This is a genomic window from Leifsonia shinshuensis, assembly GCF_014217625.1.
GTDB lineage: Bacteria > Actinomycetota > Actinomycetes > Actinomycetales > Microbacteriaceae > Leifsonia > Leifsonia shinshuensis_A.
This window is the reverse complement of the sequence record NZ_CP043641.1, coordinates 265,742-291,341: the sequence shown is the minus strand read 5'-3', so window position 1 is coordinate 291,341 and position 25,600 is coordinate 265,742. Positions and strand designations below refer to the sequence as shown.

22 protein-coding genes are annotated in these 25,600 nt (G+C 70.7%); 1 reads left to right on the top strand and 21 read right to left on the bottom strand.

Annotation, left to right across the window (positions count from 1 at the left end; genetic code table 11):
* Window positions 1–82: 82 nt before the first annotated feature.
* Window positions 83–1,387, bottom strand: a complete 1,305-nt coding sequence (hisD, locus tag F1C12_RS01440) for a histidinol dehydrogenase (protein WP_185277106.1) — start codon at window positions 1,385–1,387, stop codon at window positions 83–85.
* Between the two features lie 91 nt (window positions 1,388–1,478).
* Here hisD and F1C12_RS01435 point away from each other — a divergent pair, with 91 nt between their 5' ends.
* The gene (locus F1C12_RS01435) at window positions 1,479–1,973 is read left to right on the top strand and encodes a flavin reductase family protein (RefSeq protein WP_185277105.1); all 495 of its coding nucleotides are present in this window, start codon (window positions 1,479–1,481) and stop codon (window positions 1,971–1,973) included.
* A gap of 72 nt (window positions 1,974–2,045) precedes the next feature.
* On the opposite strand, the gene dnaE is transcribed toward F1C12_RS01435, so the two are convergent.
* The 20 genes from dnaE to mraZ form a co-directional block, all read right to left on the bottom strand.
* Window positions 2,046–5,516: a DNA polymerase III subunit alpha gene (gene dnaE / locus F1C12_RS01430; protein WP_258046226.1), complete on the bottom strand. Its 3,471-nt coding sequence runs from the start codon at window positions 5,514–5,516 to the stop codon at window positions 2,046–2,048.
* A 90-nt stretch (window positions 5,517–5,606) separates the two neighbouring features.
* The gene (locus F1C12_RS01425; RefSeq protein WP_185277104.1) at window positions 5,607–6,527 is read right to left on the bottom strand and encodes an RluA family pseudouridine synthase; all 921 of its coding nucleotides are present in this window, start codon (window positions 6,525–6,527) and stop codon (window positions 5,607–5,609) included.
* The gene (lspA, locus tag F1C12_RS01420) at window positions 6,527–7,090 is read right to left on the bottom strand and encodes a signal peptidase II (RefSeq protein ID WP_185277103.1); all 564 of its coding nucleotides are present in this window, start codon (window positions 7,088–7,090) and stop codon (window positions 6,527–6,529) included. The genes F1C12_RS01425 and lspA overlap by 1 nt, the downstream gene beginning before the upstream one ends.
* Before the next feature lie 31 nt (window positions 7,091–7,121).
* On the bottom strand, window positions 7,122–7,919 hold the full coding sequence (locus tag F1C12_RS01415; RefSeq protein ID WP_185277102.1) for a DivIVA domain-containing protein: 798 nt from the start codon (window positions 7,917–7,919) through the stop codon (window positions 7,122–7,124).
* Window positions 7,920–8,079: 160 nt separating this feature from the next.
* Entirely contained in the window at window positions 8,080–8,376 is a 297-nt protein-coding gene (locus F1C12_RS01410) for a YggT family protein (RefSeq protein WP_179605620.1), read from the bottom strand.
* A gap of 75 nt (window positions 8,377–8,451) precedes the next feature.
* Complete coding sequence (locus F1C12_RS01405; RefSeq protein ID WP_185277101.1) at window positions 8,452–8,973, bottom strand: cell division protein SepF; 522 nt, start codon at window positions 8,971–8,973, stop codon at window positions 8,452–8,454.
* 70 nt (window positions 8,974–9,043) lie between these two features.
* Window positions 9,044–9,748, bottom strand: coding sequence for a YggS family pyridoxal phosphate-dependent enzyme (locus tag F1C12_RS01400; protein ID WP_185277100.1), 705 nt, complete (start codon window positions 9,746–9,748; stop codon window positions 9,044–9,046).
* Window positions 9,714–10,892 carry a cell division protein FtsZ gene (ftsZ, locus tag F1C12_RS01395; RefSeq protein WP_185277099.1) on the bottom strand — a complete coding sequence of 393 codons (1,179 nt, stop codon included), beginning with the start codon at window positions 10,890–10,892 and terminating at the stop codon, window positions 9,714–9,716. The genes F1C12_RS01400 and ftsZ overlap by 35 nt, the downstream gene beginning before the upstream one ends.
* A gap of 142 nt (window positions 10,893–11,034) precedes the next feature.
* Window positions 11,035–12,045: an FtsQ-type POTRA domain-containing protein gene (locus F1C12_RS01390; protein WP_185277098.1), complete on the bottom strand. Its 1,011-nt coding sequence runs from the start codon at window positions 12,043–12,045 to the stop codon at window positions 11,035–11,037.
* 5 nt (window positions 12,046–12,050) lie between these two features.
* Window positions 12,051–13,463, bottom strand: a complete 1,413-nt coding sequence (gene murC, locus F1C12_RS01385) for a UDP-N-acetylmuramate--L-alanine ligase (protein WP_185277097.1) — start codon at window positions 13,461–13,463, stop codon at window positions 12,051–12,053.
* A 57-nt stretch (window positions 13,464–13,520) separates the two neighbouring features.
* The gene (locus tag F1C12_RS01380) at window positions 13,521–14,612 is read right to left on the bottom strand and encodes a UDP-N-acetylglucosamine--N-acetylmuramyl-(pentapeptide) pyrophosphoryl-undecaprenol N-acetylglucosamine transferase (RefSeq protein ID WP_185277096.1); all 1,092 of its coding nucleotides are present in this window, start codon (window positions 14,610–14,612) and stop codon (window positions 13,521–13,523) included.
* On the bottom strand, window positions 14,609–15,865 hold the full coding sequence (gene ftsW / locus F1C12_RS01375; RefSeq protein WP_185277095.1) for a putative lipid II flippase FtsW: 1,257 nt from the start codon (window positions 15,863–15,865) through the stop codon (window positions 14,609–14,611). The genes F1C12_RS01380 and ftsW overlap by 4 nt, the downstream gene beginning before the upstream one ends.
* Window positions 15,828–17,360: a UDP-N-acetylmuramoyl-L-alanine--D-glutamate ligase gene (murD, locus tag F1C12_RS01370; RefSeq protein WP_185277094.1), complete on the bottom strand. Its 1,533-nt coding sequence runs from the start codon at window positions 17,358–17,360 to the stop codon at window positions 15,828–15,830. Before murD ends, ftsW begins: the two co-directional genes overlap by 38 nt.
* Window positions 17,357–18,469 carry a phospho-N-acetylmuramoyl-pentapeptide-transferase gene (mraY, locus tag F1C12_RS01365; protein WP_185277093.1) on the bottom strand — a complete coding sequence of 371 codons (1,113 nt, stop codon included), beginning with the start codon at window positions 18,467–18,469 and terminating at the stop codon, window positions 17,357–17,359. Before mraY ends, murD begins: the two co-directional genes overlap by 4 nt.
* Window positions 18,466–19,899, bottom strand: a complete 1,434-nt coding sequence (locus tag F1C12_RS01360; protein ID WP_185278716.1) for a UDP-N-acetylmuramoyl-tripeptide--D-alanyl-D-alanine ligase — start codon at window positions 19,897–19,899, stop codon at window positions 18,466–18,468. Before F1C12_RS01360 ends, mraY begins: the two co-directional genes overlap by 4 nt.
* Entirely contained in the window at window positions 19,899–21,443 is a 1,545-nt protein-coding gene (locus F1C12_RS01355) for a Mur ligase family protein (protein ID WP_185278717.1), read from the bottom strand. The genes F1C12_RS01360 and F1C12_RS01355 overlap by 1 nt, the downstream gene beginning before the upstream one ends.
* 66 nt (window positions 21,444–21,509) lie before the next feature.
* Entirely contained in the window at window positions 21,510–23,252 is a 1,743-nt protein-coding gene (locus F1C12_RS01350) for a peptidoglycan D,D-transpeptidase FtsI family protein (RefSeq protein ID WP_185277092.1), read from the bottom strand.
* 25 nt (window positions 23,253–23,277) lie between these two features.
* The gene (locus F1C12_RS01345; protein WP_258046069.1) at window positions 23,278–23,985 is read right to left on the bottom strand and encodes a hypothetical protein; all 708 of its coding nucleotides are present in this window, start codon (window positions 23,983–23,985) and stop codon (window positions 23,278–23,280) included.
* A complete protein-coding gene (rsmH, locus tag F1C12_RS01340) occupies window positions 23,982–24,932 on the bottom strand; it encodes a 16S rRNA (cytosine(1402)-N(4))-methyltransferase RsmH (RefSeq protein ID WP_185277091.1) in 951 nt (316 codons plus the stop codon). Before rsmH ends, F1C12_RS01345 begins: the two co-directional genes overlap by 4 nt.
* Window positions 24,933–25,038: 106 nt before the next feature.
* A complete protein-coding gene (gene mraZ / locus F1C12_RS01335; protein WP_055916780.1) occupies window positions 25,039–25,470 on the bottom strand; it encodes a division/cell wall cluster transcriptional repressor MraZ in 432 nt (143 codons plus the stop codon).
* Window positions 25,471–25,600 lie beyond the last annotated feature (130 nt).

Sequence of the window (25,600 nt, the reverse complement as noted above, 5' to 3'; positions counted from 1 at the left end):
AAATCCTACTGCGCGGTGGAGCTTAGGGTGGCGCGGAGCGACACGCGACCCCAGCGCCGAGGGAGCCTGCGACCGAGGTCCATCACGAAAACCGGATCGTGACCGCCTCGCCGTGCGCCGGCAGGTCCTCCGCCGACGACAGCGCCACGATGCGGTCGGCGACCGTCCGCAGCGCGTCGCGGTCGTAGCGGATGACCTGCTGCGGCCGGAGGAACGAGTACGCGCCGAGGCCAGGCGAGAATCGTGCCTGGCCGCCGGTCGGAAGCACGTGGTTGGAGCCGGCGAGGTAGTCGCCGAGGCTGACCGGCGCGCTCGGGCCGACGAAGATCGCGCCGGCGTTCTGGATGAGCGCGAGCAGCCCGTCCGGATCCGCGGTCTGCAGTTCCAGGTGCTCGGGGCCGTAGGCGTTGCTGAAGGCGGCTGCGGCCGCGAGGTCGTCCACGAGCACGACCGCCGACTGCTGACCGCCGAGCGCCGTGCGCACGCGCTCGGCGTGCTTGGTGGCGCCGGCGAGGGACTCCAGCTCGGCCGCGACCCGCTCGGCGAACGCCGGGCTGTCGGTGACCAGCAGCGAGGCGGCGGCTTCGTCGTGCTCGGCCTGGCTGATCAGGTCGGCGGCGACGAACCGGGCGTCGGCGGTGTCGTCGGCGATCACCAGGATCTCGGTGGTGCCGGCCTCCGAGTCGATGCCGGCCTGGCCGCGCACGACGCGCTTGGCGGCGGCTACGTAGATGTTGCCGGGGCCGGTGATGACCTGCACCGGGTCGAGGCCGATGTCCTCCACGCCCCACGCGAGCGCGCCGATGGCTCCCGCACCGCCCATCGCGTAGACCTCGTCGATGCCGAGCAGGCCGGCCGCTCCGAGGATCGTCGGGTGGACGGCGCCGCCGAACGCGCGCTGCGGCGGGCTGGCGAGGGCGACGGAGGCGACGCCCGCGACCTGCGCCGGCACGGCGTTCATCACGACGCTCGACGGGTACACGGCCTTGCCGCCAGGGACGTACAGCCCGGCGCGCTCCACGGGCTGCCAGCGCTGCACGATGGTCGCGCCCGGACCGATCCGCGTCTCGGCGGGCGGCGGGACCTGCGCGGCGGTCGCCTCGCGGACGCGCACGATCGCCTCCTCCAGGGCCGCACGCACGTCGGCGGGCAGCGCGGCGACGGCCGCGGCGATCTCGGACGCCGGAACGCGCACCGAGGCCGGCGCGCCGCCGTCGAACTTCGCGGCCTGCTCGGCGAGAGCGGCCGCTCCCCTGGCCCGGACGTCGTCGATCAGCTCGGTCGCGACATGCACGGCGACCTGGATGTCGACGGCTGGACGGGGCACGAGGCGCTCGAAAGCGGCCCGGGTAGGCTGGACTCCGCGGAGATCGATGGTCTGCATCATGACCGCTCAAGCCTATCCGCACCACCCGCTCCGCTCAGCCCCGTACGCTGCCGCGGAATTCCTCACCCCGAACGGCGCTTGATAACTGCGTATGACTGACGCGACTCCCGACCTCTCCGCCTTCCGGCAGGCGTTCCGCCGGCACGCCGCCGGTGTGGCGATCATCACCGCGCAAACCGCCGACGGCACGCCCGTCGGGTTCACCGCGACCTCGCTCGCCTCGCTGTCGGCCGTCCCGCCGCTCGCGACATTCAACATGGCGCTGTCGGCGTCGAGCTGGCCGGCCATCGCGGAGACCGACCGGATCGTCATCCACATGCTCGGCGTGCGCAACAAGGGCGTGGCGGAGATCCTCTCGGCCGACAACAGGCGCCGGTTCCTGGGCGACCACTGGCGGCGCGGGCCGTACGGCCTCCCGGTGATCAACGACGTCACGGCGTGGATGGTCGGCCGCATCGTCGACCGCTTCCCGGTGCACAACAGCGCGGTCGTGGTCGTCCAGATCGAGGAGGGCGAGCTCGGCGCCCCCGACGAGCCCCTGCTCTACCACGAGCGCCGCTACCACCGCCCCAGCGAACTCGACTGACGCCCGCACCTTCGCGCCGAATGTCGCGTTTGGCGCAGCCAAAGACGACATTCGGCACGAATGTGCGCGGAGCTACACCAGGCAGTTCGGCCCGAGCAGCCCCTTCAGCTCGCCGTAGAGGTCCGGGGAGACTTTCACGGGTTTCGGCACCTCGAACACGCGCGCGACCTGGCCCTTGACGAGCCGGAGGCGCACCTCGCTGTCGCCGGGGTGCCGCGACAGCACCTCCGCGAGCGAGGAGACCGTGTCGGTCGTCGCGCGCTGGTCGGCCATCGTGATCATGAGCGTGCCGATGTCGTCGGCCTGGCCGAGGTCGGGCACCATCAGGCTGAACGCGTGCAGGTTCATCCCGTCGTCGCGCATGCTGACGCGGCCGCGGACGACGACGATCGAGTCGCCCTGCATCATCGGCGAGAACTCGGTGTACGCCTTGCCCATGAACATGACGGTCATCTCGCCGCCGAAGTCCTCGACCTGGATCATGCCGTACTGGTTGCCGGAGGCCTTCGCCACGCGGTGCTGGACGCTCGTCACGAGGCCCGCGATCACCACGGTGTCGCCGTCCTGCACGTTGTCGGAGGCCAGCAGCTCGGCGATCGACGTGCTCGCGAGCTTGGCGAGCTGCAGCTCCAGGCCGGCCAGCGGGTGGTCGGAAACGTAGAGCCCGAGCATCTCGCGCTCGAACGCCAGCTTGTCGCGCTTGACCCACTCGGGGCGCTCCGGGATGTGGTGCTGCGACTGGTTCGGCTCGTCGTCGCCCCACAGGCTGTCGAAGTCGAAGCCGACGTCGCCGTTCGCCTCGCTGCGCTTGATCTTGACCGCGGACTCCACCGCGTCCTCGTGCACCTCCACGAGCGCGCGCCTGGTGTGCCCGAGCGAGTCGAACGCGCCCGCCTTGATCAGGGACTCGACCGTGCGCTTGTTGGCCGCGTGGATCGGGACCTTGCTCAGGAAGTCGTGGAACGACTCGAACCGGCCCTTGGCCTCGCGGGCCGACCGCACGCCGTCCACGACGTTGGCGCCGACGTTGCGCACCGCGCCCATGCCGAAGCGGATGTCCTGGCCGACCGCGGCGAAGTAGAGGTTCGACTCGTTGACATCCGGCGGCAGCACCTTGATGCCCATGCGCCGGCACTCGTTCAGGTAGAGCGCCATCTTGTCCTTGGAGTCGCCGACGCTCGTCAGCAGCGCCGCCATGTACTCGGCCGGGTAGTGCGCCTTGAGGTAGGCCGTCCAGTACGAGATGACGCCGTAGGCCGCCGAGTGCGCTTTGTTGAACGCGTAGTCCGAGAACGGCAGCAGGATCTCCCACAGCTTGCCGACGGCCGCCATCGAGTAGCCGCGGTCGACCATGCCCTGCGAGAAGCCCTCGAACTGCTTGTCCAGCTCGGACTTCTTCTTCTTGCCCATCGCGCGGCGCAGGATGTCGGCCTGTCCGAGCGAGAACCCGGCGACCTTCTGCGCGATGGCCATGACCTGCTCCTGATAGATGATCAGGCCGTAGCTGGTCGAGAGGATGTCCTCCAGCGGCTCCGCCAGCTCCGGGTGGATCGGCGTGATGTCCTGGAGGTTGTTCTTGCGCAGCGCGTAGTTGGTGTGCGAGTTCGCACCCATCGGGCCCGGCCGGTACAGCGCGATGAGCGCCGAGATGTCCTCGAAGTTGTCCGGCTTCATCAGGCGCAGCAGCGAGCGCATCGGGCCGCCGTCGAGCTGGAACACGCCCAGCGTGTCGCCGCGGGACAGCAGCTCGTACGCGCCGCGGTCGTCCAGCTCCAACTCTTCGAGCACCAGGTTCTCGCCGCGGTTGTCGCGGATGTTGTCGAGCGCGTCGTTGATGATCGTCAGGTTGCGCAAGCCCAGGAAGTCCATCTTGATCAGGCCGAGCGACTCGCAGGCCGGATAGTCGAACTGCGTGACGATCTGGCCGTCCTGTTCGCGCTTCATGATCGGGATGACGTCGATCAGCGGGTCGGACGACATGATGACGCCCGCCGCGTGCACGCCCCACTGGCGCTTCAGGTTCTCGAGCCCGAGCGCGGTGTCGAAGACGGTCTTGGCCTCCGGGTCGCTCTCCACGACCGCGCGGATGTCGACGGCCTCCTTGAAGCGCGGGTGCTCCTTGTCGAAGATGCCCGTCAGCGGGATGTCCTTGCCCATCACGGGCGGCGGCATCGCCTTGGTCAGCTTCTCTCCCATCGAGAACGGGAAGCCGAGCACCCGGCCGGAGTCCTTCAGCGCCTGCTTGGCCTTGATGGTTCCGTAGGTGACGATCTGCGCGACGCGCTCCGAGCCGTACTTCTCGGTCACGTACTTGATGACCTCGCCGCGGCGGCGGTCGTCGAAGTCGACGTCGAAGTCGGGCATCGAGACGCGGTCGGGGTTGAGGAAGCGCTCGAAGATCAGGCCGTGCCGCAGCGGGTCGAGGTCGGTGATCCGCATGGCGTAGGCGGCCATCGAGCCGGCGCCGGAGCCGCGGCCCGGGCCGACCCGGATGCCGTTGTTCTTCGACCAGTTGATGAAGTCGGCGACGACGAGGAAGTAGCCGGGGAAGCCCATCTGCGAGATGACGCCGATCTCGTAGTCGGCCTGCTTGCGCACGTCCTCGGTGATGCCGCCCGGGTAGCGCTCGTGGAGGCCCTTCTCGACCTCCTTGACGAACCAGCTCTGCTCGGTCTCGCCGTCGGGCACCGGGAAGCGCGGCATGTAGTTGGCCGCGGTGTCGAACTTCACGTCCACGCGCTCGGCGATCGCGAGCGTGTTGTCGCACGCGTCCGGGTGGTCGCGGAACAGCTGCCGCATCTCCTCCGGCGTCTTGAGGTAGAACTCGTCGGCGTCGAACTTGAACCGGTTGGGGTCGTCGAGCGTCGAGCCGGACTGCACGCACAGCAGCGCCGCGTGGCTCTTGGCGTCGGCCGCGTGCGTGTAGTGGAGGTCGTTGGTCGCCACGAGCGGGAGGCCGAGCTCCTTGGCGAGCCGGATCAGGTCGCTCATGATGCGGCGCTCGATGCCGAGGCCGTGGTCCATGATCTCGGCGAAGAAGTTCTCCGGCCCGAAGATGTCGCGGAACTCCGCCGCGGCCTTCTTGGCCTCCTCGTACTGGCCGAGCCGCAGCCGGGTCTGCACCTCGCCGGACGGGCAGCCGGTGGTCGCGATGATGCCCTTGGAGTAGCGCTGCAGCAGCTCGCGGTCCATGCGCGGCTTGAAGTAGTAGCCCTCGGTGGAGGCGTACGACGACAGCCGGAAGAGGTTGTGCATGCCCTCGGTCGTCGCCGCGAGCATCGTCATGTGCGTGTAGGCGCCGGAGCCCGACACGTCGTCGCCGCCGCCGTCGCCCCAGCGCACGCGGGTCTTGTCGGTGCGGTGGGTGCGCGGGGTCAGGTAGGCCTCTGTGCCGATGATCGGCTTGATGCCCGCGTCCGTCGCCGTGCGCCAGAAGTCGAAGGCGCCGAACATGTTGCCGTGGTCGGTGATGGCGACGGCGGGCATGCCCTGCTCGACGGCCGCCTCGATGAGCGGCTTGACGCGTGCGGCCCCGTCGAGCATCGAGTACTCGCTGTGGACGTGGAGGTGGACGAAGGAGTCGGTCGGCACTATTGCTCCGGGTCGAGGTGAGGGCTTAAGACTACGTCGGACCTACGACGCGCGGAGCACGTCGAGAGCGTGTTGCAGATCCTCCGGGTAGGTCGTGGTGAACGTCACCCACTCCCCCGTCGCCGGGTGGTCGAACGACAGCTGGACGGCGTGCAGCCACTGCCGGGTCAGGCCCAGCCGGGCGGACAGCGCGGGGTCGGCGCCGTACATCGCATCGCCCACGCAGGGGTGCCGCTGGGCCGCCATGTGCACGCGGATCTGGTGCGTCCGCCCGGTCTCCAGGTGGATCTCCAGCAGGCTCGCGGCCGGGAACGCCTCGATGGTCTCGTAGTGCGTCACGGACGGCTTGCCGCCGGCGATCACGGCGAACTTCCAGTCGCTGCGGGGGTGCCGGCCGATCGGCGCGTCGATCGTGCCGGTCAGCGGGTCGGGGTGGCCCTGCACGACCGCGTGGTAGATCTTCTCCACGGTGCGGTCGTGGAAGGCGCGCTTCAGCACCGTGTAGGCGTGCTCGGACTTCGCGACCACCATCAGGCCGCTGGTGCCGGCGTCGAGGCGGTGGACGATCCCCGCGCGCTCGGCGGCGCCGGAGGTCGAGATGCGGAAGCCCGCGGCGGCCAGCGCCCCGAGGACCGTCGGGCCCTCCCAGCCGACCGACGGGTGCGCGGCGACGCCGACCGGCTTGTCGATGACCACGATGTCGTCGTCGTCGTGCACGATCGTCAGCTCGGGAACCGCGATCGGGACGATGCGGGCCTCCTCGCGCGGCTGCCAGGACACCTCGAGCCAGGAGCCGGCGGAGAGCCGGTCCGACTTGTCCGCCTCGCGGCCGTCGATGGTGACGCCGCCGGCCTCGGCGATCTCGGCGGCGAAGCTGCGCGAGAAGCCGAGGAGTTTGGCGAGGCCTGCGTCGACGCGGGAGCCCTCGAGGCCGTCGGGGACGGGGAGGCTGCGCGACTCCATCAGGGCTGCGGGTTCCGGGGCTCGTGTGCTTGCGCGGCGTCGGGCTCGGCCTCGTCGCCTTCGAGCTCGTCGCCGTCCTCATCCTCGTCATCAGCGGGGCGCTGGCCGTCGAGGCCGATCCCGCGCAGCGTGAGGATGAGGAACAGCACCATGCTGGAGACGATGGCGACGTCCGCGAGGTTGAAGATGGCGGGCAGCAGCGGGATCTGCAGGAAGTCGACGACGTGGCCGACGCCGAAGCCCGGCTCGCGGAACAGCCGGTCGGTCAGGTTGCCGAGCAGGCCGCCGAGGAGCAGGCCGAACAGGATGGCCCACGCCGTCGAGCGGATGCGCGGCGCGTACCAGATGACGAAGCCGAGCACGCCGACCCCGACGATGGAGAAGATCCAGGTCGAACCGCTGCCGATCGAGAAGGCCGCGCCCGGGTTCTTGACGAAGTGGAACTGGAGGAGCTGTCCGAGGACCTGGACCTGCTGGCCCTCGTAGAGGTTCGAGACGACCAGGACCTTGGCGATCTGGTCCACGAGGTACACGCAGAGCGCGACCACGGCCAGGATCGCCAAGGCCCTGATGCTGACCTTGGCCCTCGAGGGGCTAGCCTCCAAAGCCCGGGAAGACCGGAGGCTGGGCGCCCTGGTCCTGGCTGCTGCCGTCGGCGGAGCCCGCGGGCACCGGGGTGGGGGCGTTGCCGCCGAACGAGGCGGACTGGCTGTCGAGGTCGCGGAGCTGGCCCTCGATGTAGCCCTTCAGGCCCTGGCGGTAGTCGCGCTCGAAGCCGCGGAGCTCGTCGATGCGGCGCTCGAGGCCCGAACGCTCCTGGTCGAGGGCGCTGATCTGGGCGCGCTGCTTGGACTCGGCCTCTGCGACGATGCGGGCGGCGGTGGCGTGCCCCTCCGCAATGAGCGCGTCGCGCTTCTCCACGCCCTCGCGCACGTGCTCCTCGTGGAGGCGGCGGGCGAGCTGGAGGAGGTTGTTGGTCGCGTTCGGGTCGTTCGCGTCGGCGGCTCCGGCGGCGAAGCCCGCTGCGGCGCCCGCGGCGGCCGGAGCGGCGGCAGCCTGCTGCTGCGCCTGCTGAGCCTGCTGCTGCGCGGCGGCCAGGCGCTGCTTGAGGTCGTCGTTCTCCTGCTGGAGGCGCTGCACCTCGCCGTTGTCGGCGGCCGGGGCCTGAGCCGGAGCGGCGGCCGGGGCGCCGCCGCCGCTGCGCTGCAGCTCGGCGATGCGCGAGTCGGCGGCCACGAGGCGCTGCTTGAGCTCGTCGCTCTCCTGGGTCAGTCTCCGGAGTTCGACGACGACCTCGTCGAGGAAGTCGTCGACCTCGTCCTGGTCGTAGCCCTCACGGAACTTCGTCGGTTGGAACCGCTTGTTGACTACATCTTCCGGAGTCAGCGCCATGGCAAGCCACCTTAGATCTTGAAAAGACGAACATTGAGTGCGTTCAGCCAACGCTAGCAAAGTGCACGGCCGGCGCGCACTCCGCCGCACCCGTGGTGCGTCGGCCTCGACCACATTACAACGCGACCCCAGTCCGCCCCCAACCGACGCTCGGGGGGCGTCAGGTGAAGCTCAGGGTGACGTAGAGCCCGATGATGACGACGAGCATGGTGAGGCTCCAGCCGAAGTCGATCGCGACCGGCCCCATCGACAGCGGCGGGATGATGCGCCGGAAGAAGCGGATCGGCGGGTCGGTGACCACGTACGTGGACTCCGCGAGGACCAGTCCGAAGCCCCGCGGGCGCCACTGCCGCGCGAAGGTCCGCACCAGGTCCAGCACGAAACGGGCCCAGAGCACGAAGAAGTAGATCAGGAGGACGTAGTAGAGCACGTTCGCGATGATCGAGACGACAAGCACACCACCAGTATGAACGACCGCGTATGCACGAAAGCGCACCGCCCTGCCGGGCGGTGCGCTTTCGGAGGAATCGGATCAGGCCTGCGCGAAGAAGGAGGCGTCGACGTCGGCGTCCTGGCCGCCGTGCTCGCCGGAGACGACGACGTGCGACGGGGAGAGCAGGAACACCTTCGGGGTCACCCGCTCGATCTTGCCGTAGAGGCCCTGCGAGAGGCCGCTGGCGAAGTCGATGAGCCGGCGGGCGTCGCCCTCGCTCATCTGCGACAGGTTGATGATCACCGGGATGCCCTCGCGGAAGGACTCGGCGATCGCCTGCGCGTCGCGGTACTGACGGGGGTGGACTGTGAGGATCTCGTTCATTTCCTGTACCGAAACATTCCGTGCGGTGGACGATTTGCGCAGCGGGGTGACCGGAGCGCGGCCGGCCACGGGAGCGACCGGTGCAGGGTGCGGGACGGGCTGGACGGGGGCGGGCGCCGGCGCCTCGCGGCGCGGCTGGTGCTGCACCGGCTGGTGCTGCTCCTGCGCCTCCTCGAACTCCAGCTCCTCGTCGGCGAGGCCGAGGTAGACCATCGTCTTCTTCAGCGGGTTGGCCATGCGCTTCCTCCGTGTAGACCGGTGCGCCGACGCCTCGCACGCACTGAATGAACCTTCTTCCCTTTCGAGATTAACGAAGGCTCGGCCGATTCCCGGTAATGGCCGTGCCGATGCGAAGGTGTGTCGCACCGGCCGCGACGGCCTCCCGGTAGTCCTGGGACATGCCGGCGGAGATGGCGGCCGCGTCCGGAGCGATCCCGCGGACCCGCTCGCTCGCCAGCCGCACGCGCTCGAACGCGCGCGCGGGCTCCTCGTCCAGCGGGGCGACCGCCATGACGCCGAGGAGGTTCAGCCCCGGCGTGGCGAGCACGTGCTCGACCAGCGGCTCCAGGTCCCGGTCCGCGACCCCGCCGCGGGCCGGGTCGTCGGTGAGGTTGAGCTGGACGAACACGTCCACGTCGGGCGCGTCGTCCAGCCGGAGAGCGTCGACCAGCGAGATCCGGTCGAGCGAGTGGATGACGGACGCGTAGCGCCGGACCTGCCGCGCCTTCTTGCTCTGCAGCTGGCCGACGAAGTGCCAGCGCAGGTCGAGGCCGGCGAGCTCCGCCGCCTTCTCCTGCGCCTCCTGGTGCCGGTTCTCCCCCACATCGCGCACGCCGAGGGCCGCGAGCTCGCGGACGAGCGACGCCGGGTGGAACTTGGTCACCACGATCGTCGTCAGCTCGTCCGGCGAACGGCCGGCGGCCCGGGCGGCGTCGGCGACGCCCTCCCGGACCGCGGCGAGCCGCTCGGCGAGCGGGCTACTTGAGGAAGTCGGGGATGTCGAGGTCGTCATTCTCGTCGTCGAACGCCGGGTCCTTCTGGGCGGTCTCGGTGACCGGGGTCTCGCCGGTCGCGTGCCACTCGGTGGCCGGGGCCTCGACCTCGCCCGCCTCGATGGTCGCGGACGAGGCGATCGACGCCTCCTCCGAGCCGGCCTCGACGTAGGTCGAGCGACGGGCGTCCGCGGCCGAGGCCTGGACCGACTTCGGCTCTCCGCCGTCGAACCCGGCCGCGATGACCGTGACGCGCACCTCGTCGCCGAGGGTGTCGTCGATGACCGCTCCGAAGATGATGTTCGCCTCGGGGTGGACGGCCTCCTGCACCAGGCGGGCGGCGTCGTTGATCTCGAAGATGCCGAGGTTCGATCCGCCCTGGATGGAGAGCAGCACGCCGTGGGCGCCGTCGATGGAGGCCTCCAGCAGCGGGGAGGCCACGGCCAGCTCCGCGGCCTTGATGGCCCGATCGGCGCCGCGCGAGGAGCCGATGCCCATGAGCGCGGAGCCCGCGCCCTGCATGACCGACTTCACGTCGGCGAAGTCGAGGTTGATCAGTCCCGGGGTGGTGATCAGGTCGGTGATGCCCTGGACACCGGCGAGGAGCACCTGGTCGGCGGTGGAGAACGCCTCCAGCATGCTGATGCCGCGGTCGCTGATCTCCAGCAGCCGGTCGTTCGGGACGACGATGAGGGTGTCGACCTCTTCCTTGAGCCGCTGCACGCCGGACTCGGCCTGCTGCTGGCGGCGCTTGCCCTCGAACGAGAACGGCTTGGTCACGACACCGATGGTCAGCGCGCCGATCGACTTCGCGATGCGCGCGACGACGGGCGCGCCACCGGTGCCGGTGCCGCCGCCCTCGCCCGCGGTCACGAAGACCATGTCGGCGCCCGCGAGCGCTTCCTCGATCTCCTCCGCGTGGTCCTCGGCTGCACGGCGGCCGACCTCGGGGTCGGCGCCGGCTCCGAGGCCGCGAGTGATCTCACGACCCACATCGAGCTTCACGTCGGCGTCGCTCATGAGCAGCGCCTGGGCGTCCGTGTTGATGGCGATGAACTCGACGCCGCGCAGGCCGAGCTCGATCATGCGGTTGACGGCGTTGACGCCGCCGCCGCCGATGCCGACGACCTTGATCACGGCGAGGTAGTTCTGGTTTGCTGTCACTTCCGGCCTCCACGGGAACCTTCAACCTCAAGTCGAGGCTTAAAGTTATGCTGAGTATGCAATTCTCGATTCGACGGTAGAGGCGCTGAGGCCCCTGCTGCCGCAGTTCGCAGGCGTGTCGGCAAATGCGCCGTCAACCCGGTCATCCTGTCGTCACACTGTGCGGCGACGAGACGTCGAAACGGCTCGCCTTGGGCGCGCCCGTGAGCAGCGCAGCGAGGTCGGCGGACTTGAGCGCCGAGTCCTCCGCACTCCCCCAGACCACGGTCGCTCCGCCCTCGCGGAGGGTGAACGAGACGTCGTCCTTGGTCTTCGCCGAGATGGTGTCGACGCGGCTCAGCACGGAGGCCGGCAGCGACGAGAGCACGGCGGCGGCCGCCGCGAACCCGGAGTCCGCGTTGGCGTCGGCGGCCGCGCCCGTCGCGGCGATGACCGGATAGCCCGCCGGCCGGGTCGAGCTGGAGGAGATGGGCACCTTCGCCGCGTCCACGAGCACGAACGCCGAGCCCTTCTGGATCGCGCCGATCGCCTGGCGCTCGACGATGCGCACCACCAGGGTGTCCGGCGGGTGGCTCTCCAGCGTGTAGCTGCGGATGAGCGGGAAGGCGGCCAGGTCGCTGGAGATCTCCGCCTGGTCGAGCAGCGCGAGCGGCTTGCCGACCTGGTCGCCGAGCTTGGCCGAGATCGCGCCGGCGTCGAGGCGCGAGGCGCCGACCACCTGGATGTGCTTGAGCGCGAGCAGCGGCGACAGCCCGACCAGGACCACGCCGAGCACGAGCGCGACGGCGACGCCAGCGGCCCCGAGCCACGCCATCCGACGCCGGCGAGAGCGCTTGGTGAACCGGCGCACCTCGCCGCGCTCGACGCGCCTGCGCTCGGCGCGGGCGGCGCGGAGGGCCTGGGAGATCTCGCGGTTGCTCGGGACGCGCTCGGTGGCCGGGAGGCGGTCGCGCGTCGTGCGGGCGGGACGGGCCTTGTCCGCCGGGATCGGCTCGGAGGCGCGCACGATCGGGATCGGCTCGGTGATCGTCCCGACCGGCGCGGCGGCGCGAGCCTGCTCCGGGCGCGCAGGAGCCGCGGTCTCCGGCGCGGACGGCGCCGGCGCGCCGGTCTGCCGTGCCGCGGACCGGTCGAACCCCTGGGGACGCTTCACTCGGGCTACTCCCGGACGTGACGGAGCGAGTCGAGCAGCTGCGGGACGATCCGGTAGACGTCGCCGCAGCCGAGCGTGATGACGAAGTCGCCCTCGCGCGCGATCCGCGCGGTGTGGTCGGCGGCCTCCTGCCAGTCGGCGATGAAGGCGACGTGCTCGGGATGCTGGAACCGGTCCGCGACGAGCGCGCCGGTGACCCCGGGCTCCGGGTCCTCGCGCGCACCGTAGACGTCGAGCACGACCGTCTCGTCGGCGTAGGTCTCCAGGGTCTCGGCGAACTCCTGCGCGAACAGGCGGGTGCGGCTGTAGAGGTGCGGCTGGTGGACCGCGATGATCCTGCCCTCGCCGACGACGGTGCGCGCGGCCGACAGGGCGGCGGCGACCTCGGTCGGGTGGTGGGCGTAGTCGTCGTAGACGCTGACGCCGCCCACGTTGCCGTGCAGCTCGAAGCGGCGCTCGGTGCCGCCGAACTCGGCGATCGAAGCCAGCGCGGCGGCGGGCTCGAACCCGAGGCCGGTCAGCACGGCGAAGGCGCCGGCCGCGTTGATCGCGTTGTGCCGTCCTGGCACGCGCAGCCGGGCCGAGTACTCGGCGCCCGCGTAGCTGAGGGTGAATGCGACGGGACCGTCGGTGACGATCGAGTGGACGCGGACGTCGGCGTCCTCCGCCTCGCCGAAGGTGACGACGCGCTTGTCCGGCGCGACCTCCACGAGCCGGCGGTGGACGTGCTTCGCGCCCGCGTCGTCGGAGGAGACCACGACGAACTCGTCGGACTCCCGGGCGAAGGTCACGAAGGCGTCCTCGAACGCCTCCAGCGAGCCGTAGTGGTCGAGGTGGTCCGGGTCGACGTTGGTGATCAGCGCGACGGCGGTGTCGTAGAGCAGGAACGAGCCGTCCGACTCGTCGGCCTCCACGACGAACAGCTCGCCGGTCCCGGTCTGCGAGCTCTTGCCCAGGGAGGCGATCACGCCGCCGTTGACGAAGCTCGGGTCCTCGCCGAGGCCGAGCAGGCCGGTGATGATCATGCCGGTCGAGGTGGTCTTGCCGTGCGCGCCGGCGACGGCGACGAGGCGCTTCTTGTTGATCAGCCAGGCCAGCGCCTGCGAGCGGTGCAGCACAGGGAGGCCCTTCGAGAGGGCGAGCTGGTACTCCGGGTTGTCCTGCCAGAGCGCGCCGGTGACCACGAGGGTGTCGGCGTCCCCGACGTTCGCAGCGTCATGGCCGATCGCGATGGTGGCGCCGAGCGCGCGCAGCGCGTCGACGTTGGCCGAGTGCCGCACGTCGGACCCGGTGACCGTGTGTCCGGACTCCAGGAACAGCCGCGCGATGCCGCTCATGCCCGAACCGCCGATGCCGACGAAGTGGAGCCTGCCCAGCTCGTCGGGGATGGTGGCGTTGAGGTCGGGTTTGATCGTCACAGGTGCTGCTTTCGGTCCACGAGTCGAGTTGACAGAGTACAGGCTACGCGGCGAACCTCAGGATCCGGCCAACCCACTCCGGCCCAGCGCGCTTCGGATCAGGGCGACCATCCTCTCCGAGCCGTCGCGCACGCCCGTGCTCGCGGCCCGCCGCGCCATGTCCTCGACCGCGGACCGGTCCGCGAGCAGCGGGAGCAGGCTCGCGTCGACCCACGCGGGCAGGAACTCCGCGTCGTCCACCAGGATGCCGCCGCCGGCCTCCACGACGCCCGCCGCGTTGAATCGCTGCTCGCCGTTGCCGATCGGGAAGGGCACGTAGACGGCGGGGATGCCGAGCGCGGCGAACTCGCACACCGTCGCAGCTCCCGCGCGCGCGACGGCGAAGTCGGTCAGCGCGAAGGCGAGGTCCATCCGGTCGCAGTAGTCCAGCAGCCGGTAGTGCTCGATGCCGGGGTCGGACAGCTCGCCGCGGCCGCCCTGGATGTGCAGCACCTGCCAGCCGGCTTCCGTGAGCTGCGCGGCCCGCTCCGCGATCGTGCCGTTGAGCCGGCGGGCGCCGAGCGAGCCTCCGGTGACCAGGAGGGTCGGGCGGTCGGCGGAGAGGCCGAACTCGGCCAGCGCGGCGGCGCGGGAGGCCTCCCGGTTCAGCTCCTCGATCTCGCGGCGCAGCGGCATGCCGACGAAGCGGGCGTGCCGCAGCGGCGTGCCCTCGAACGCGACGCCGACCCAGCGGGTCGAGCGCGCGCCGAGCCGGTTCGCCAGCCCGGGGCGGGCGTTCGCCTCGTGCAGCGCGTACGGCACGCCGGCGCTGCGCGCGGCAGAGTAGGCGGGGGCGGCCGCGTAGCCGCCGAAGCCGACCACCACATCGATGCCGCGCTCGCGGATCAGGTCGGTGACAGAGCGCACCGCGCGGCGGTACTCGCCGGGGAAGCGCAGCGCCGCGCCGTTCGGGCGCCGTGGGAACGGCAGCTTCGGGATCGTCGCCAGCTCGTAGCCGCGGTCAGGGACCAGGCGCGCCTCCAGGCCCTCCTTCGTCCCGAGCACCAGCACCTCGGCCGACGGGTCGTCGCGGCGCAGCCGGTCGGCGACGGCGAGCAGCGGATTGACGTGGCCGGCGGTCCCACCGCCGGCCAGGAGGTAGCGGCTCACAGGTCGATGCCCTTCGCGCGACGCGAGTCGCGGGCGTTCTGGCGGGCGAAGGACAGCACGATGCCGATAGCGATCATGGAACTGATCATCGCAGTTCCTCCCGCAGAGATCAGTGGGAGCGGTACGCCGAGCACCGGGATGACGCCGAGCACGACGGCGATGTTCACGAACGCCTGGAAGATCAGCCACACCATGATCGCCGCGGTCGTGACGCGCGGGAAGGTGTCGGTGGACGAGTGGATGATCCGCAGGAAGACGATCGCCAGCATGACGAACAGCAGGAGCACCACGACCGCGCCGATCAGCCCGAGCTCCTCGCCGATGATCGCGAAGATGAAGTCGGTGTCGGCGGCGGGCAGCCACGACCACTTCGAGTGCGAGTTGCCGAGGCCGACGCCGAACACGCCGCCGGAGGCGAGCGCGTAGAAGCCGTTGTCGATCTGCCAGTTGACGTCGGGGTTGGCCGCACTGGTGCCGCCGAAGAGCGCGGCGATGCGGCCCATCCGGCTGGCGCTGGACATCGCCACCACGACGGCGACGATCACGACGCCGGTGAGCCCGACGAACAGGTAGCGCAGGCGCACGCCGGCGAAGTAGAGCCCGCCGAGGACGAACGCCGACATGACGATCGTCGTGCCGAGGTCGCCGCCGAGCACGACGACGCCGATCGCGCCGCCCGCGATCGGGAGGATGGGAAGGGCGACGTGCCGCCAGTCGTCGAGGAGGTCCTGCTTGCGCGACAGCACGACGCCGAGCCAGATCACGAGCGCGATCTTGATCGCCTCCGACGGCTGCCCGACGAACCCGCCGACGCGGATCCAGTTGCGGTTGCCGCCGATCTCGACGCCGAGCGGCGTCACCAGCACCAGGAACTGCACGAAGCAGGCGGCGCCCAGGATGAACCAGATCGAGCGCTTCCAGAAAGTCATCGGGATGCGCGACACGATGAACATCAGCGGGAGGCCGATCAGCGTGTACATCCCCTGCGACCAGAACCGCGAGAAGAAGTTGTCGGTGTCGTTGTGCGACTCGACGGCGGACGACGAGAGCACCATGACGAGCCCGAACACGACCATGAAGAGCGTGATGCCGAGCAGCAGGAAGTAGTCGGAGGACTCGCTGTTCATCGCCCGGCCGAGCGAGATCCGGGCGGTCAGGCCGCCCCGGGAGCCGTCGTCCTCTCCGGGGTCGCCGGAAGGGCGGTGATCGTGCGGCTCAGGCCCCCGGCGGACGCGAGGCGGGCTCGTCGTCATCCGCCTCACCTCCAAAGAACTCGTTGACGGCCGCCTGGAAGAGCCGGCCGCGCTCCGCATAGTCGGCGAACTGGTCCATCGACGCCGCCGCCGGAGCCAGCAGGACGGTGTCCCCCTCGCGGGCGAGACCGCCGGCCAGCCGCACCGCCGTCGGCATGACCCCCTCAGTCTCGTCGGCCTCCACCTCCAGCACCGGCAGCCCGGGGGCGTGTCGCTCGAATGCGGCCAGCAGGGCGGCGCGGTCCACGCCGATCAGGACGGCGCCGCGCAGCCGGGCCGCGTGCGACGCGACGAGCTGGTCGATGTCCACGCCCTTCAGGAGGCCGCCGACCACCCACACGACGGACGGGTACGCGCGCAGCGACGCGTCGGCGGCGTGCGGGTTGGTGGCCTTGGAGTCGTCCACCCAGCTCACGCCGGCCTCCACCCGCACCAGCTCGATGCGGTGGGCGTCGAGGCGGAAGGCGGTGAGCACGTCGCGGATGACCTGCGGCTCGACCCCGTAGGAGCGAGCGAGCGCGCTGGCGGCCAGGATGTTGGCGACGACGTGCGGGGCGGCGAGGCCGGCCTCCGCCAGCTCGTCCAGCGTGGTCAGCTCGATCGCGCTGTTGCGGCGGTCCTCCAGGAACGCGCGGTCGCAGAGGATGCCGTCCACGATGCCGAAGTCGCTCGGGCCGGGGATGTCGAGGCCGAAGCCGATGGCGCGGGCGCCCTCGACCACCTCGGCCTCCTCGACCATGCGCAGGGTGTTCTGGTCGGCGCGGTTGTACACGCAGGCGACCTGGGCGTTGTCGTAGACCTTCGCCTTGGCCGCGATGTACGCCTCCATCGAGCCGTGCCAGTCGAGGTGGTCGTCTGCGATGTTCAGGCAGGCCGCGGAGTACGGCGACAGCACGCCGCCGCGGTTCCGGTTGACCCAGTGCAGCTGGTAGCTCGACAGCTCGACCACGAGCACGTCGAAACCCTCGGGATCGCGGATGGCGTCGAGCACCGGCACCCCGATGTTGCCGCACGGAGCGACGCGCGAGCCGCCGGCGAGCAGCATGGTCGCGGTGAGCTGGACGGTCGTGGTCTTGCCGTTGGTGCCGGTGACGCAGATCCAGTCGGCGGGCTCGCCCACCTTGTCGCGCAGTCGCCAGGCCAGCTCGATGTCGCCCCAGACCGGGATGTCGCCCGTGTCCGCCCAGAGCAAGAGGGGGTGGTCCCAGTGGAAGCCGGGCGAGACGACCACGAGCTCGGGGTCGAAGTCCACGAGCCGCGCGGGCGGCGCGCTCAGGTCGGGCTCCTCCAGCAACTCGGCGCCGATGACCTCCAGCAGCATGGCGCGCTCGGCGTCGGCGCGGGAGGCGACGACCAGCACCTGCGCTCCCAGCTCGGCGAGCGTGTCGGCGACCGAGAAGCCGGTGACGCCGAGGCCGAACACGGCGACCCGCAGCCCGGACCAGTCGTGGTGCCAGCTGGTCAGGGCCTCCAGGCGCTCCCGGGATCCGGTCACGTCGCGAGCCACTCGAGGTAGAACGACCCCACGCCGGCCGCGACGAGGAGGCCGCCGATGATCCAGAACCGGACCACGACCGTCACCTCCGCCCAGCCTTTCAGCTCGAAGTGGTGATGGATCGGGCTCATCAGGAAGATGCGCCTGCCGTGCGTGACCTTGAAGTACGCCCGTTGGACGATCACCGAGCCGGCCTCGATCACGAACAGACCGCCGATGAGGACGAGCAGCAGCTCGGTGCGGCTGAGGATCGCGAGCGCGGCGACCGCGCCGCCGAGGGCGAGCGAGCCGGTGTCGCCGAGGAAGATCTGCGCGGGCGAGGTGTTCCACCAGAGGAAGCCGACCACGGCGCCGACGATCGCCGTCGCCACGATCGCGAGGTCGAACGGGTCCCGGACGTCGTAGCACTTGGCGAGGTTCTCGGGATTGAGGTTGGGGCTCGCGCACGACTGGATGGACTGCCAGAACCCGATGATGATGTAGGCGCCGATGGCGAGGATGCTCGCGCCGGACGCCAGCCCGTCGAGGCCGTCCGTGACGTTCACGCCGTTGGAGGTCGCCGCGACGATGAAGTTGATCCAGATCAGGTAGAGGCCGTACCCGACGAGGACGCCGATCACGCCGAACTTGGTGATCGAGCCGAAGTCGATCGGGAGGTCGCGGATGAACGAGACGCTCATCGTCGCCGGCGTGTAGCCGCGCCCGTCCGGGAACCGGACGGCGAGGAAGGCCCACACCGTCGCCACGACGACCTGGCCCGCGACCTTCGCCCAGCCGGTCAGGCCGAGGCTGCGCTCGCGGCGGGTCTTGAGGAAGTCGTCCACGAACCCGACGATGCCGAGCCCGACCATGAGGAACAGCACCAGGAGCGCGGAGACGCTGGTCTCGTCGCCCGTCAGCAGCAGCGCCGTGAAGTAGCCGAACAGCGTGCCGAGGATGACGACGATGCCGCCCATGGTCGCGGTGCCGCGCTTGGCGTGGTGGCTCTGCGGTCCGTCGTCGCGGATGAACTGGCCCCACTGGAGGCGGCGGAACAGCCGGATGAACAGCGGGGTGAGGAACAGCGTGAACGCCATGGCCAGCGCGCCGGAGGTCAGAAGGGCTCTCACGAGAAGAATTCTCCCAGTCGGTCGCCGAGGAAGCGCAGCCCCGCCGAGTTGGAGGACTTGACGAGCACCGTGTCGCCGGAGCGCAGCGCCCCGGAGAGGTGGTCGAACGCCGCGTCCTGGGTCTCGAAGTACAGGGACTCCCCGTCCCACGAGCCCTCGTTGATGGCGGTGATGTGCATGCGCCGGGCCGACGGCCCGACGATGACGAGCTGGTCGATGCCGAGCCGGACGGCGAGCAGGCCGATGCGGTCGTGCTCCTCGCCGGAGAACTCGCCCAGCTCGCTCATCTCGCCGAGGACGGCGATGGTCCGCTCCCCCGGCTCGGCGATCTGCGCGAGCGTCTTGATGGCCGCGGCCATGGAGTCCGGGCTCGCGTTGTACGCGTCGTTGATGACGGTGACGCCGCGGGCGCCGCCCATGACCTCCATCCGCCAGCGCTCGGCGCGCTGCACCGTCTCCAGCGCGGTGACGATCGTGTCGATGTCCACGCCGAGGGTGTGCGCGGCGGCCGCGGCTGCCAGCGCGTTCATGACGTGGAACTCGCCGAGCACGCGGAACTGCACGGGACGCGACTCCCCCGCGCCCTCGCCGCCGTCGGCCGGCGGGAGGTGCAGCACGAAGGAGGTGCCGCGCGCGGTCGAGCGCACGTCGGTGGCCCGCACGGCGGCGCGGTCGTCCAGGCCGAACCAGAGCACGCGGGCCAGGGTCTTGTCGGCCATGGAGGCGACGCGCGGGTCGTCCAGGTTGAGGACGGCCACGTCGGACTCCAGGAGGTCGCTGACCATCTCGGTCTTGGCCGCGAGGGTCTTCTCGATGCCGCCGAACTCGCCGGCGTGCGCGAGGCCCACCTTGAGGACGATGCCGATGTCGGGCCGGGCCATGCGCACCAGGCGGGCGATCTCGCCGATGCCGCTCGCGCCCATCTCGGCGACGAGGTACTGGGTCTCCTCGGTGACCTCCAGCATCGTGACCGGCGCGCCGACCTCGTTGTTGAAGGAGGCGCGCGGGGCGATGGTCGGGCCGAGCTGCTCCAGGATGGCACGCAGCAGGTTCTTGGTGGTCGTCTTGCCGTTGGAGCCGGTGACGCCGACGATCTTCAGGGTGCCGAGCGCCCGGACGCGGGCGATGACCTCGGTGGCGAGGTCGCCGAGCGCGACGACGGTGTCGGCGACGAGCAGCTGCGGCACCGGGAGGTCGAGGGCGTGGTCCACGACCAGGAGCGCCGCGCCGGCCTCGACCGCCTGCGGGGCGAACAGGTGGCCGTCGGTCACCTCGCCGGGCTTGGCGAAGAAGACCGTGCCGGGCACGACCTCCCGCGAGTCGGTGGTGGAGAGCCCGGACACGACGGTGTCCGGCGCGGCATCCGTGCCGTCGAGCAGGAGCGTGCCGCGGGTGGCGTCGGCGATCTCGGCGAGGGTGAGCGCGATCATCACAGCCACCCGGCCTCTCGCAGCGCCAGCCGAGCGTCGTCGCGGGCCGAGTACGGGAGGCGCTGGCCGGCGACCTCCTGGTAGTCCTCGTGGCCCGGGCCGGCGTAGAGCACCACGTCGCCCTCGCCCGCGAGCGAGAGCGCGGTGCGGAACGCGGCGCGCGGGTCGGCGACCTCGTAGAGCTCGGCGCCCGGCACGGCGGCGCGGGCGCCGTCGAGCAGCGCGGCGCGGATCAGGGCAGGGTCCTCCGAGCGCGGGTGGAAGTCGGTGATGACCACAGCGTCGGCGCCGCGCGCGGCGATCGCGCCCATGTCGGCGCGCTTGGTCGTGTCGCGGTCGCCGTCGGCGCCGAAGACCATGACGATCCGGCCGTCGGTGACGCGGCGCAGCGCGCCCAGCAGCGACGAGAAGGCGTCGGGCGTGTGGCCGTAGTCGATGAAGACGACCGGGCCGCGGTCGCCGGAGAGCCGCTCGGTGCGGCCGGGCACGTAGGCGTCGATCCCGCCGTCGCGCTCCAGCGCCGCGCCGATGGCGTCGAGGTCGTAGCCGGACTCCACCAGCATGACGATCGCGAGCGCCGCATTGGCGGCGTTGTACGCGCCGAGCAGCGGCACGCTGGTCTCCAGCCGTCGGCCGTCGGGGCCGGAGAGCTCGAAGACCGTCTCGGCGAGGGTCTCCTCGATCACCGTGAGGGTCCAGTCGGCGTCGACGCCCGGGACGCTCGCGAGCGTGGAGACGGGGATGCGGGACTGCTCGACCAGGGCGCGGCCCCACTCGGAGTCCACGGTCACGACACCGCGGCGTGCGCGGTCGGGCTGGAAGAGCTCCAGCTTGGCCGCGAAGTAGTCGTCCATCGCCGCGTAGTCGTCGAGGTGGTCGTGGCTCAGGTTGGTGAAACCGACCACGTCGAACTCGATGCCGTCGACGCGGTGCCGGCTGAGGGCCTGGGCGGACACCTCGAGCGCGACGGCGCGGACGCCCTCCTCGCGCATCCGGGCGAGCAGCGCGTGCAGCTCGCTGGCCTCGGGGGTGGTCAGCTTGCTCGTGATCGCGTGCTCGCCGATGCGGCGCTCCGCGGTCGAGGACAGGCCGGCGACCACGCCGAGCTGGCCGAGGATCCCGTACAGGAGGTAGACGACGCTGGTCTTGCCGTTCGTGCCGGTGACGCCGAACAGCGTGGCGGAGTTCTCGTCCGTCCGGTAGATCCAGGCCGCGACGGCGCCGAGCGCCGCGCGCGGGTCGGAGGTCACGATGACGGGCACGCCCGCGTCGGCCGCGATGTCCGCGCCGGCGGGGTCGGTCAGGACCGCGACGGCTCCCGCCTCGACGGCGGCGGCGGCGTAGCTCGCGCCGTGCGCGTTCTTCCCCGGCACGCCGACGTACAGGTCGCCCGGCTCGACGGCCGAGCTCGCGAGTGCTGCTCCGGTCACCTCGACGGCGTCGAGGTCTCCCCGCACATCCAGCCCGAACTCCGCGACCAGCTGGGCGAGCGGGCGGGCGACGGGATGCTCGGGGCGCAGGGAGGAGGGCGCCGGTCCTGTCACGGGGCTCACTTTCACTCGGGGATTCTGGTGCGCGAGACGCGTCTCAGGCGGCGTCTCGGCGGGGGTTCAGTAGAAGGGCGGGTAGTCTGCCGGGCTCGTCGTCGAGGGCTTCACCCGGTAGGTCTTCAGCACCTGGCTCATGATCGTGTGGAACAGCGGAGCGGCGGCAGCCGACGAAGTAATGGTAGTCGGGAACCCGAGGTTGACCGAAACGACGTACTGCGGATCGTCCACCGGAGCGACGCCCATGACCGACACGTAGTACGACGGCAGATAGCCGCCCTTGCCGTCCGGCTGCTGGGCGGTTCCGGTCTTCGCCGCGACGTTGTAGCCGGGGATCTGCAGCTGCTTGGAGAGCTCGCCCTTGGTGGTCACCGACTCCATCATGCCGAGCGTCGTGTTCGCCGCGTCGGCCGAGACGACCTTCACCGGTGTGGGCTTCGGGACGTCGGTCACGGTGCCGTCGGCCTGCTTGCAGCCCGCGACCATCGTCAACGGGACGCGGGTGCCGCCGTTGGCGAGAGCCTGGTAGGCGCTGACCATCTGCAGCTGGGTGGCCGAGACGCCCTGGCCGAACATGGTGGCGTACTTGGTCTGGTCGTCCCAGCTCTTCACCGGGTTCAGGAGGCCGGAGGACTGCCCGGGATAGGGCAGCCCGGTGTCGTCGCCGATGCCGAACTTCTTGAGGTAGTCGTAGCGGGTCTGGTCGCTGAGCGCGCGGCCCAGCTGCGACATGCCGGTGTTGGACGACTCCATCAGCACGCCGGTCAGGGTCAGCCGCTCTGGCGCGTGGTATCCCGAGTCGTGCAGGTCGGCGCCGTTGCCCGACTTCCACTCGTAGGGCGCCAGCACCTGGCTGGTCGGCGTCGCTTTGCCCTGATCGAGGAGCATCGAGGCCGTCAGCGCCTTGAAGGTCGAGCCCGGCTCGTAGGGGTCCGTGAACGGAAGCAGCCGCCAGTACGACGGGTCGGTGGCGTCGATGTTGTTCGGGTCGAGCGCCGGCCACTGCGCGATCGCCTTGATCTTGCCGGTCTTGGCCTCCGCCACGGTCACGAAGCCGAACTTCGACCCCGTCGCCGAGACCTGCTGGGCCAGCGTCTGCTCGGCGAACCACTGCAGGTCGCTGTCGACCGTGAGCTCCAGCGTCCCGCCGTCCTTGGCCTTCTGCTGCACGACGGTGCTGCCGGGGATGGCGACCCCGTCCGCGCCGCGCTGGTAGGTCTCCACGCCGTTCTTGCCGGCCAGGCAGCCGTTCTCGCTCTCCTCCAGGCCGCCGTTGCCGCCCTGCGAGACGTAGCCGATCAGGTTGCCGGCGACGGCTCCGTTCGGGTAGCTGCGGGCCTGCGTCTTGTCGAAGGTGAGCCACGGGTAGGGCAGCTTGTCGAGCTTGTCGAACGTGGTCACGTCCATGCCGGACTTGATCAGCACGTACTTGGACTTCGCGTTGGCCTTCAGCGCGTCGTCGAACAGCTTCACCACCGCGTCGCCGCCCTGGCCGGTGATCGCGCCGATCTTGGCCGCGGCCTCCACCATCTTGTCGCGGCCGCCTGCGATCGCGTCCGACGGCGACGCCTGCGCCGTGTAGGTGTAGATCGTGGTCGCCAGCACCTTGCCGCTCGCGTCGACGATGTCGCCGCGGTTGCCGTAGAGCGTGGTGGAGTCCTCCCGGGCGTTGACGGACGCCTTCTGCAGGGCGTCGGCACGGACCACCTGGATGTCCACCAGCTTGCCGCCGAGGATGGCGACGAACGCCGCGACCGCCACGACGGTGAGGGCCGTCCGCCGCCGCAGCATCTTCCTGTTGATCACGCCCCGCGTCCGTCCCGTCGCGTCGTCAGTGCGTCACCGGTGTCGGCAACGCTCCCTGCAACGGTACGGACGGCTTCGCGGGAGTCGTGGACGCCGCACCCGTGCTTGCGGAACTCCCAGCTTGGGCTCCCGCGCCGGCCGCGGGAGTGCCGGTCACGGTCTGCCCCGGCGCCGCCGCGAGCGGCACGCCGTTCAGCTGCGAGTTCGGGACCAGGTTGCCCTGGCCTCCGGTCACGGTTCCGGCCGCCCCGGTGGCCGCGATGGGCGCGCCGAGGACCGCCCCGTCGGAGAGGCGGAGGTAGGCGGGGTTGCTGTTGCTCACCATGCCGAGCGCGTTGGCGTTGGCGGCGAGGTTCTGCGGGGAGGTGAGCCGGTTCAGGTCCTCCGAGGCGGCCTGGTAGCTGCGCTGCAGCTGCGTCTGCTGGGTCTGCAGCGAGCTGAGCTGGTAGGCGCCCTGCGAGACGCCGATGCTGAGCAGGAGCTGCGCCACCACGATCACGAGCAGCGAGGAGACCGCGGTGATCGCGTACACGGTGCGCGGACGCGCCCGACGCTGGCTGCGGGTCGAGACGACCTCGAGGTGGGAGCGGCGCTCGCGGGCCGGCTGCTCCGGCCTGTCGAGCAGCGGGGCCGGCTCGTCCAGCTTGGCCGCGGTCGCCGCCGTCGACGCCGGCGCGTGCCAGCTCATCGTCGGGCGTCGGCGGACACCCGTCCCCATCGTGTTCGTGCTCACGAGTCCCTCCTCACTCGTTCGGCCGCGCGCAGGCGCACTGGGGTCGCCCTCGGGTTCGCGGCCTTCTCCTCGTCGTCGGCGAGCTCCGCGCCGCGGATCAGGAGCTTCAGCTCCGGCCGGTGCTCCGGCAGCTCGACGGGAAGCCCTGCCGGTGCGCTGGAGCGCGACCGGGTCTGCAGCTCGCGCTTGACGATGCGGTCCTCCAGCGACTGGTACGACTCCACGACGATGCGGCCGCCCACCGCGAGGGCGTCGATCGCGGCCGGGATGGCGCGCTCCAGCACGGCCAGCTCCTGGTTCACCTCGATGCGCAGCGCCTGGAAGACGCGCTTGGCGGGGTGGCCCTGCCGCGAGATCGCGGCGGGCGTCGCCTTCTGCAGGATGTCGACCAGCTGGCCGGAGCGGACGATCGGCGCGGTCTGCCGCTCGTCGACGATGCGGCGCGCGTAGCGGGCGGCGAGCTTCTCCTCGCCGTAGTCGCGGAAGATCCGGCGGAGGTCCGCCTCGGAGTAGGTGTTGAGCACGACCTCGGCCGTGAGGTCGCTCGTGCCGTCCATCCGCATGTCGAGCGGCGCGTCCTTGGAGTAGGAGAAGCCGCGCTCGACGCGGTCGAGCTGCAGCGAGGACACGCCCAGGTCGAACAGCACGCCGTCGATCCGGTCGATGCCGAGCCCGTCCAGCGCCTCGCGGATGCCGTCGTACACGGTGTGCACCAGGTGCACGCGGTCGCCGAAGCGGGCGAGCCGGGCGCCGGCGATGGCCAGCGCCTCCGGGTCGCGGTCGAGTCCGACCAGCACCGCGTCCGGGAAGCGTTCGAGCACGCCGGCCGAGTGGCCGCCCATGCCGAGCGTGGCGTCCACGAAGACGGCGCCCGGCTCCTGGAGGGCGGGGCCGAGCAGCTCGATGCAGCGCTCGAGGAGGACGGGGGTGTGGATGTCGTCTGTCATGTCCGCACCCGGGAGGATCGGCTCCTGGATCCGGATCCCCATCCATTCCGACCTGCCACCGGGGAAGTGGTGTCAGGGCGTATGGCTGGGAGTCCGGCGCCAGGCGCTAGAACAGTCCCGGGATCACCTCCTCCTCCGTGTTCGCGAATGCTGCCTCCTGCTCGGCGAGGTAGGTCTCCCACGCCTCTGCGTCCCAGATCTCGGCGCGGCTGCCCGCGCCGATCACGACCAGGTCTCTGTCGAGCCCGGCGTACGACCGCAACGGGGTCGGGATGGTGACCCGGTTCTGCTTGTCCGGGACCTCCGCGCTCGCCCCCGAGAGGAAGACGCGCAGGTAGTCACGGGCCTGCTTGCTGGTCACCGGCGCCTGCCGGATCTTCTCGTGGAGCGATTCGAACTCGCGCTGCGAGAAGACGTAGACGCAGTGCTCCTGACCACGGGTCAGGACGAGCCCGGACGCGAGCTCATCCCGGAATTTGGCCGGCAGGATGATGCGCCCCTTCTCGTCCAGCTTGGGGGCATAGGTGCCGAGGAACATCGGTGCCACCCCCACTCTCCCGGCCACGGTTGCGGTGTGCCTCCACTTTACTCCACTCCCATCCACAAAATCAGCACAATCGGGAATTTTGCCCCGTTTAGGGGTGTTTGTGCCGCGGAATCACGCGGGA

Bases quoted from the DNA above. Each gene is read 5' to 3' on its own strand.
- dnaE (WP_258046226.1), bottom strand. From the start codon at position 5,516: ATGCTCGACGGGGCCGCACGCGTCAAGCCGCTCATCGAGGCGGCCGTC.
- F1C12_RS01435 (WP_185277105.1), top strand. From the start codon at position 1,479: ATGACTGACGCGACTCCCGACCTCTCCGCCTTCCGGCAGGCGTTCCGC.
- ftsW (WP_185277095.1), bottom strand. From the start codon at position 15,865: ATGACGACGAGCCCGCCTCGCGTCCGCCGGGGGCCTGAGCCGCACGAT.
- hisD (WP_185277106.1), bottom strand. From the start codon at position 1,387: ATGATGCAGACCATCGATCTCCGCGGAGTCCAGCCTACCCGGGCCGCT.
- rsmH (WP_185277091.1), bottom strand. From the start codon at position 24,932: ATGACAGACGACATCCACACCCCCGTCCTCCTCGAGCGCTGCATCGAG.
- mraZ (WP_055916780.1), bottom strand. From the start codon at position 25,470: ATGTTCCTCGGCACCTATGCCCCCAAGCTGGACGAGAAGGGGCGCATC.
- F1C12_RS01425 (WP_185277104.1), bottom strand. From the start codon at position 6,527: ATGGAGTCGCGCAGCCTCCCCGTCCCCGACGGCCTCGAGGGCTCCCGC.
- F1C12_RS01415 (WP_185277102.1), bottom strand. From the start codon at position 7,919: ATGGCGCTGACTCCGGAAGATGTAGTCAACAAGCGGTTCCAACCGACG.
- F1C12_RS01360 (WP_185278716.1), bottom strand. From the start codon at position 19,899: ATGATCGCGCTCACCCTCGCCGAGATCGCCGACGCCACCCGCGGCACG.
- F1C12_RS01405 (WP_185277101.1), bottom strand. From the start codon at position 8,973: ATGGCCAACCCGCTGAAGAAGACGATGGTCTACCTCGGCCTCGCCGAC.
- F1C12_RS01400 (WP_185277100.1), bottom strand. From the start codon at position 9,748: ATGACGACCTCGACATCCCCGACTTCCTCAAGTAGCCCGCTCGCCGAG.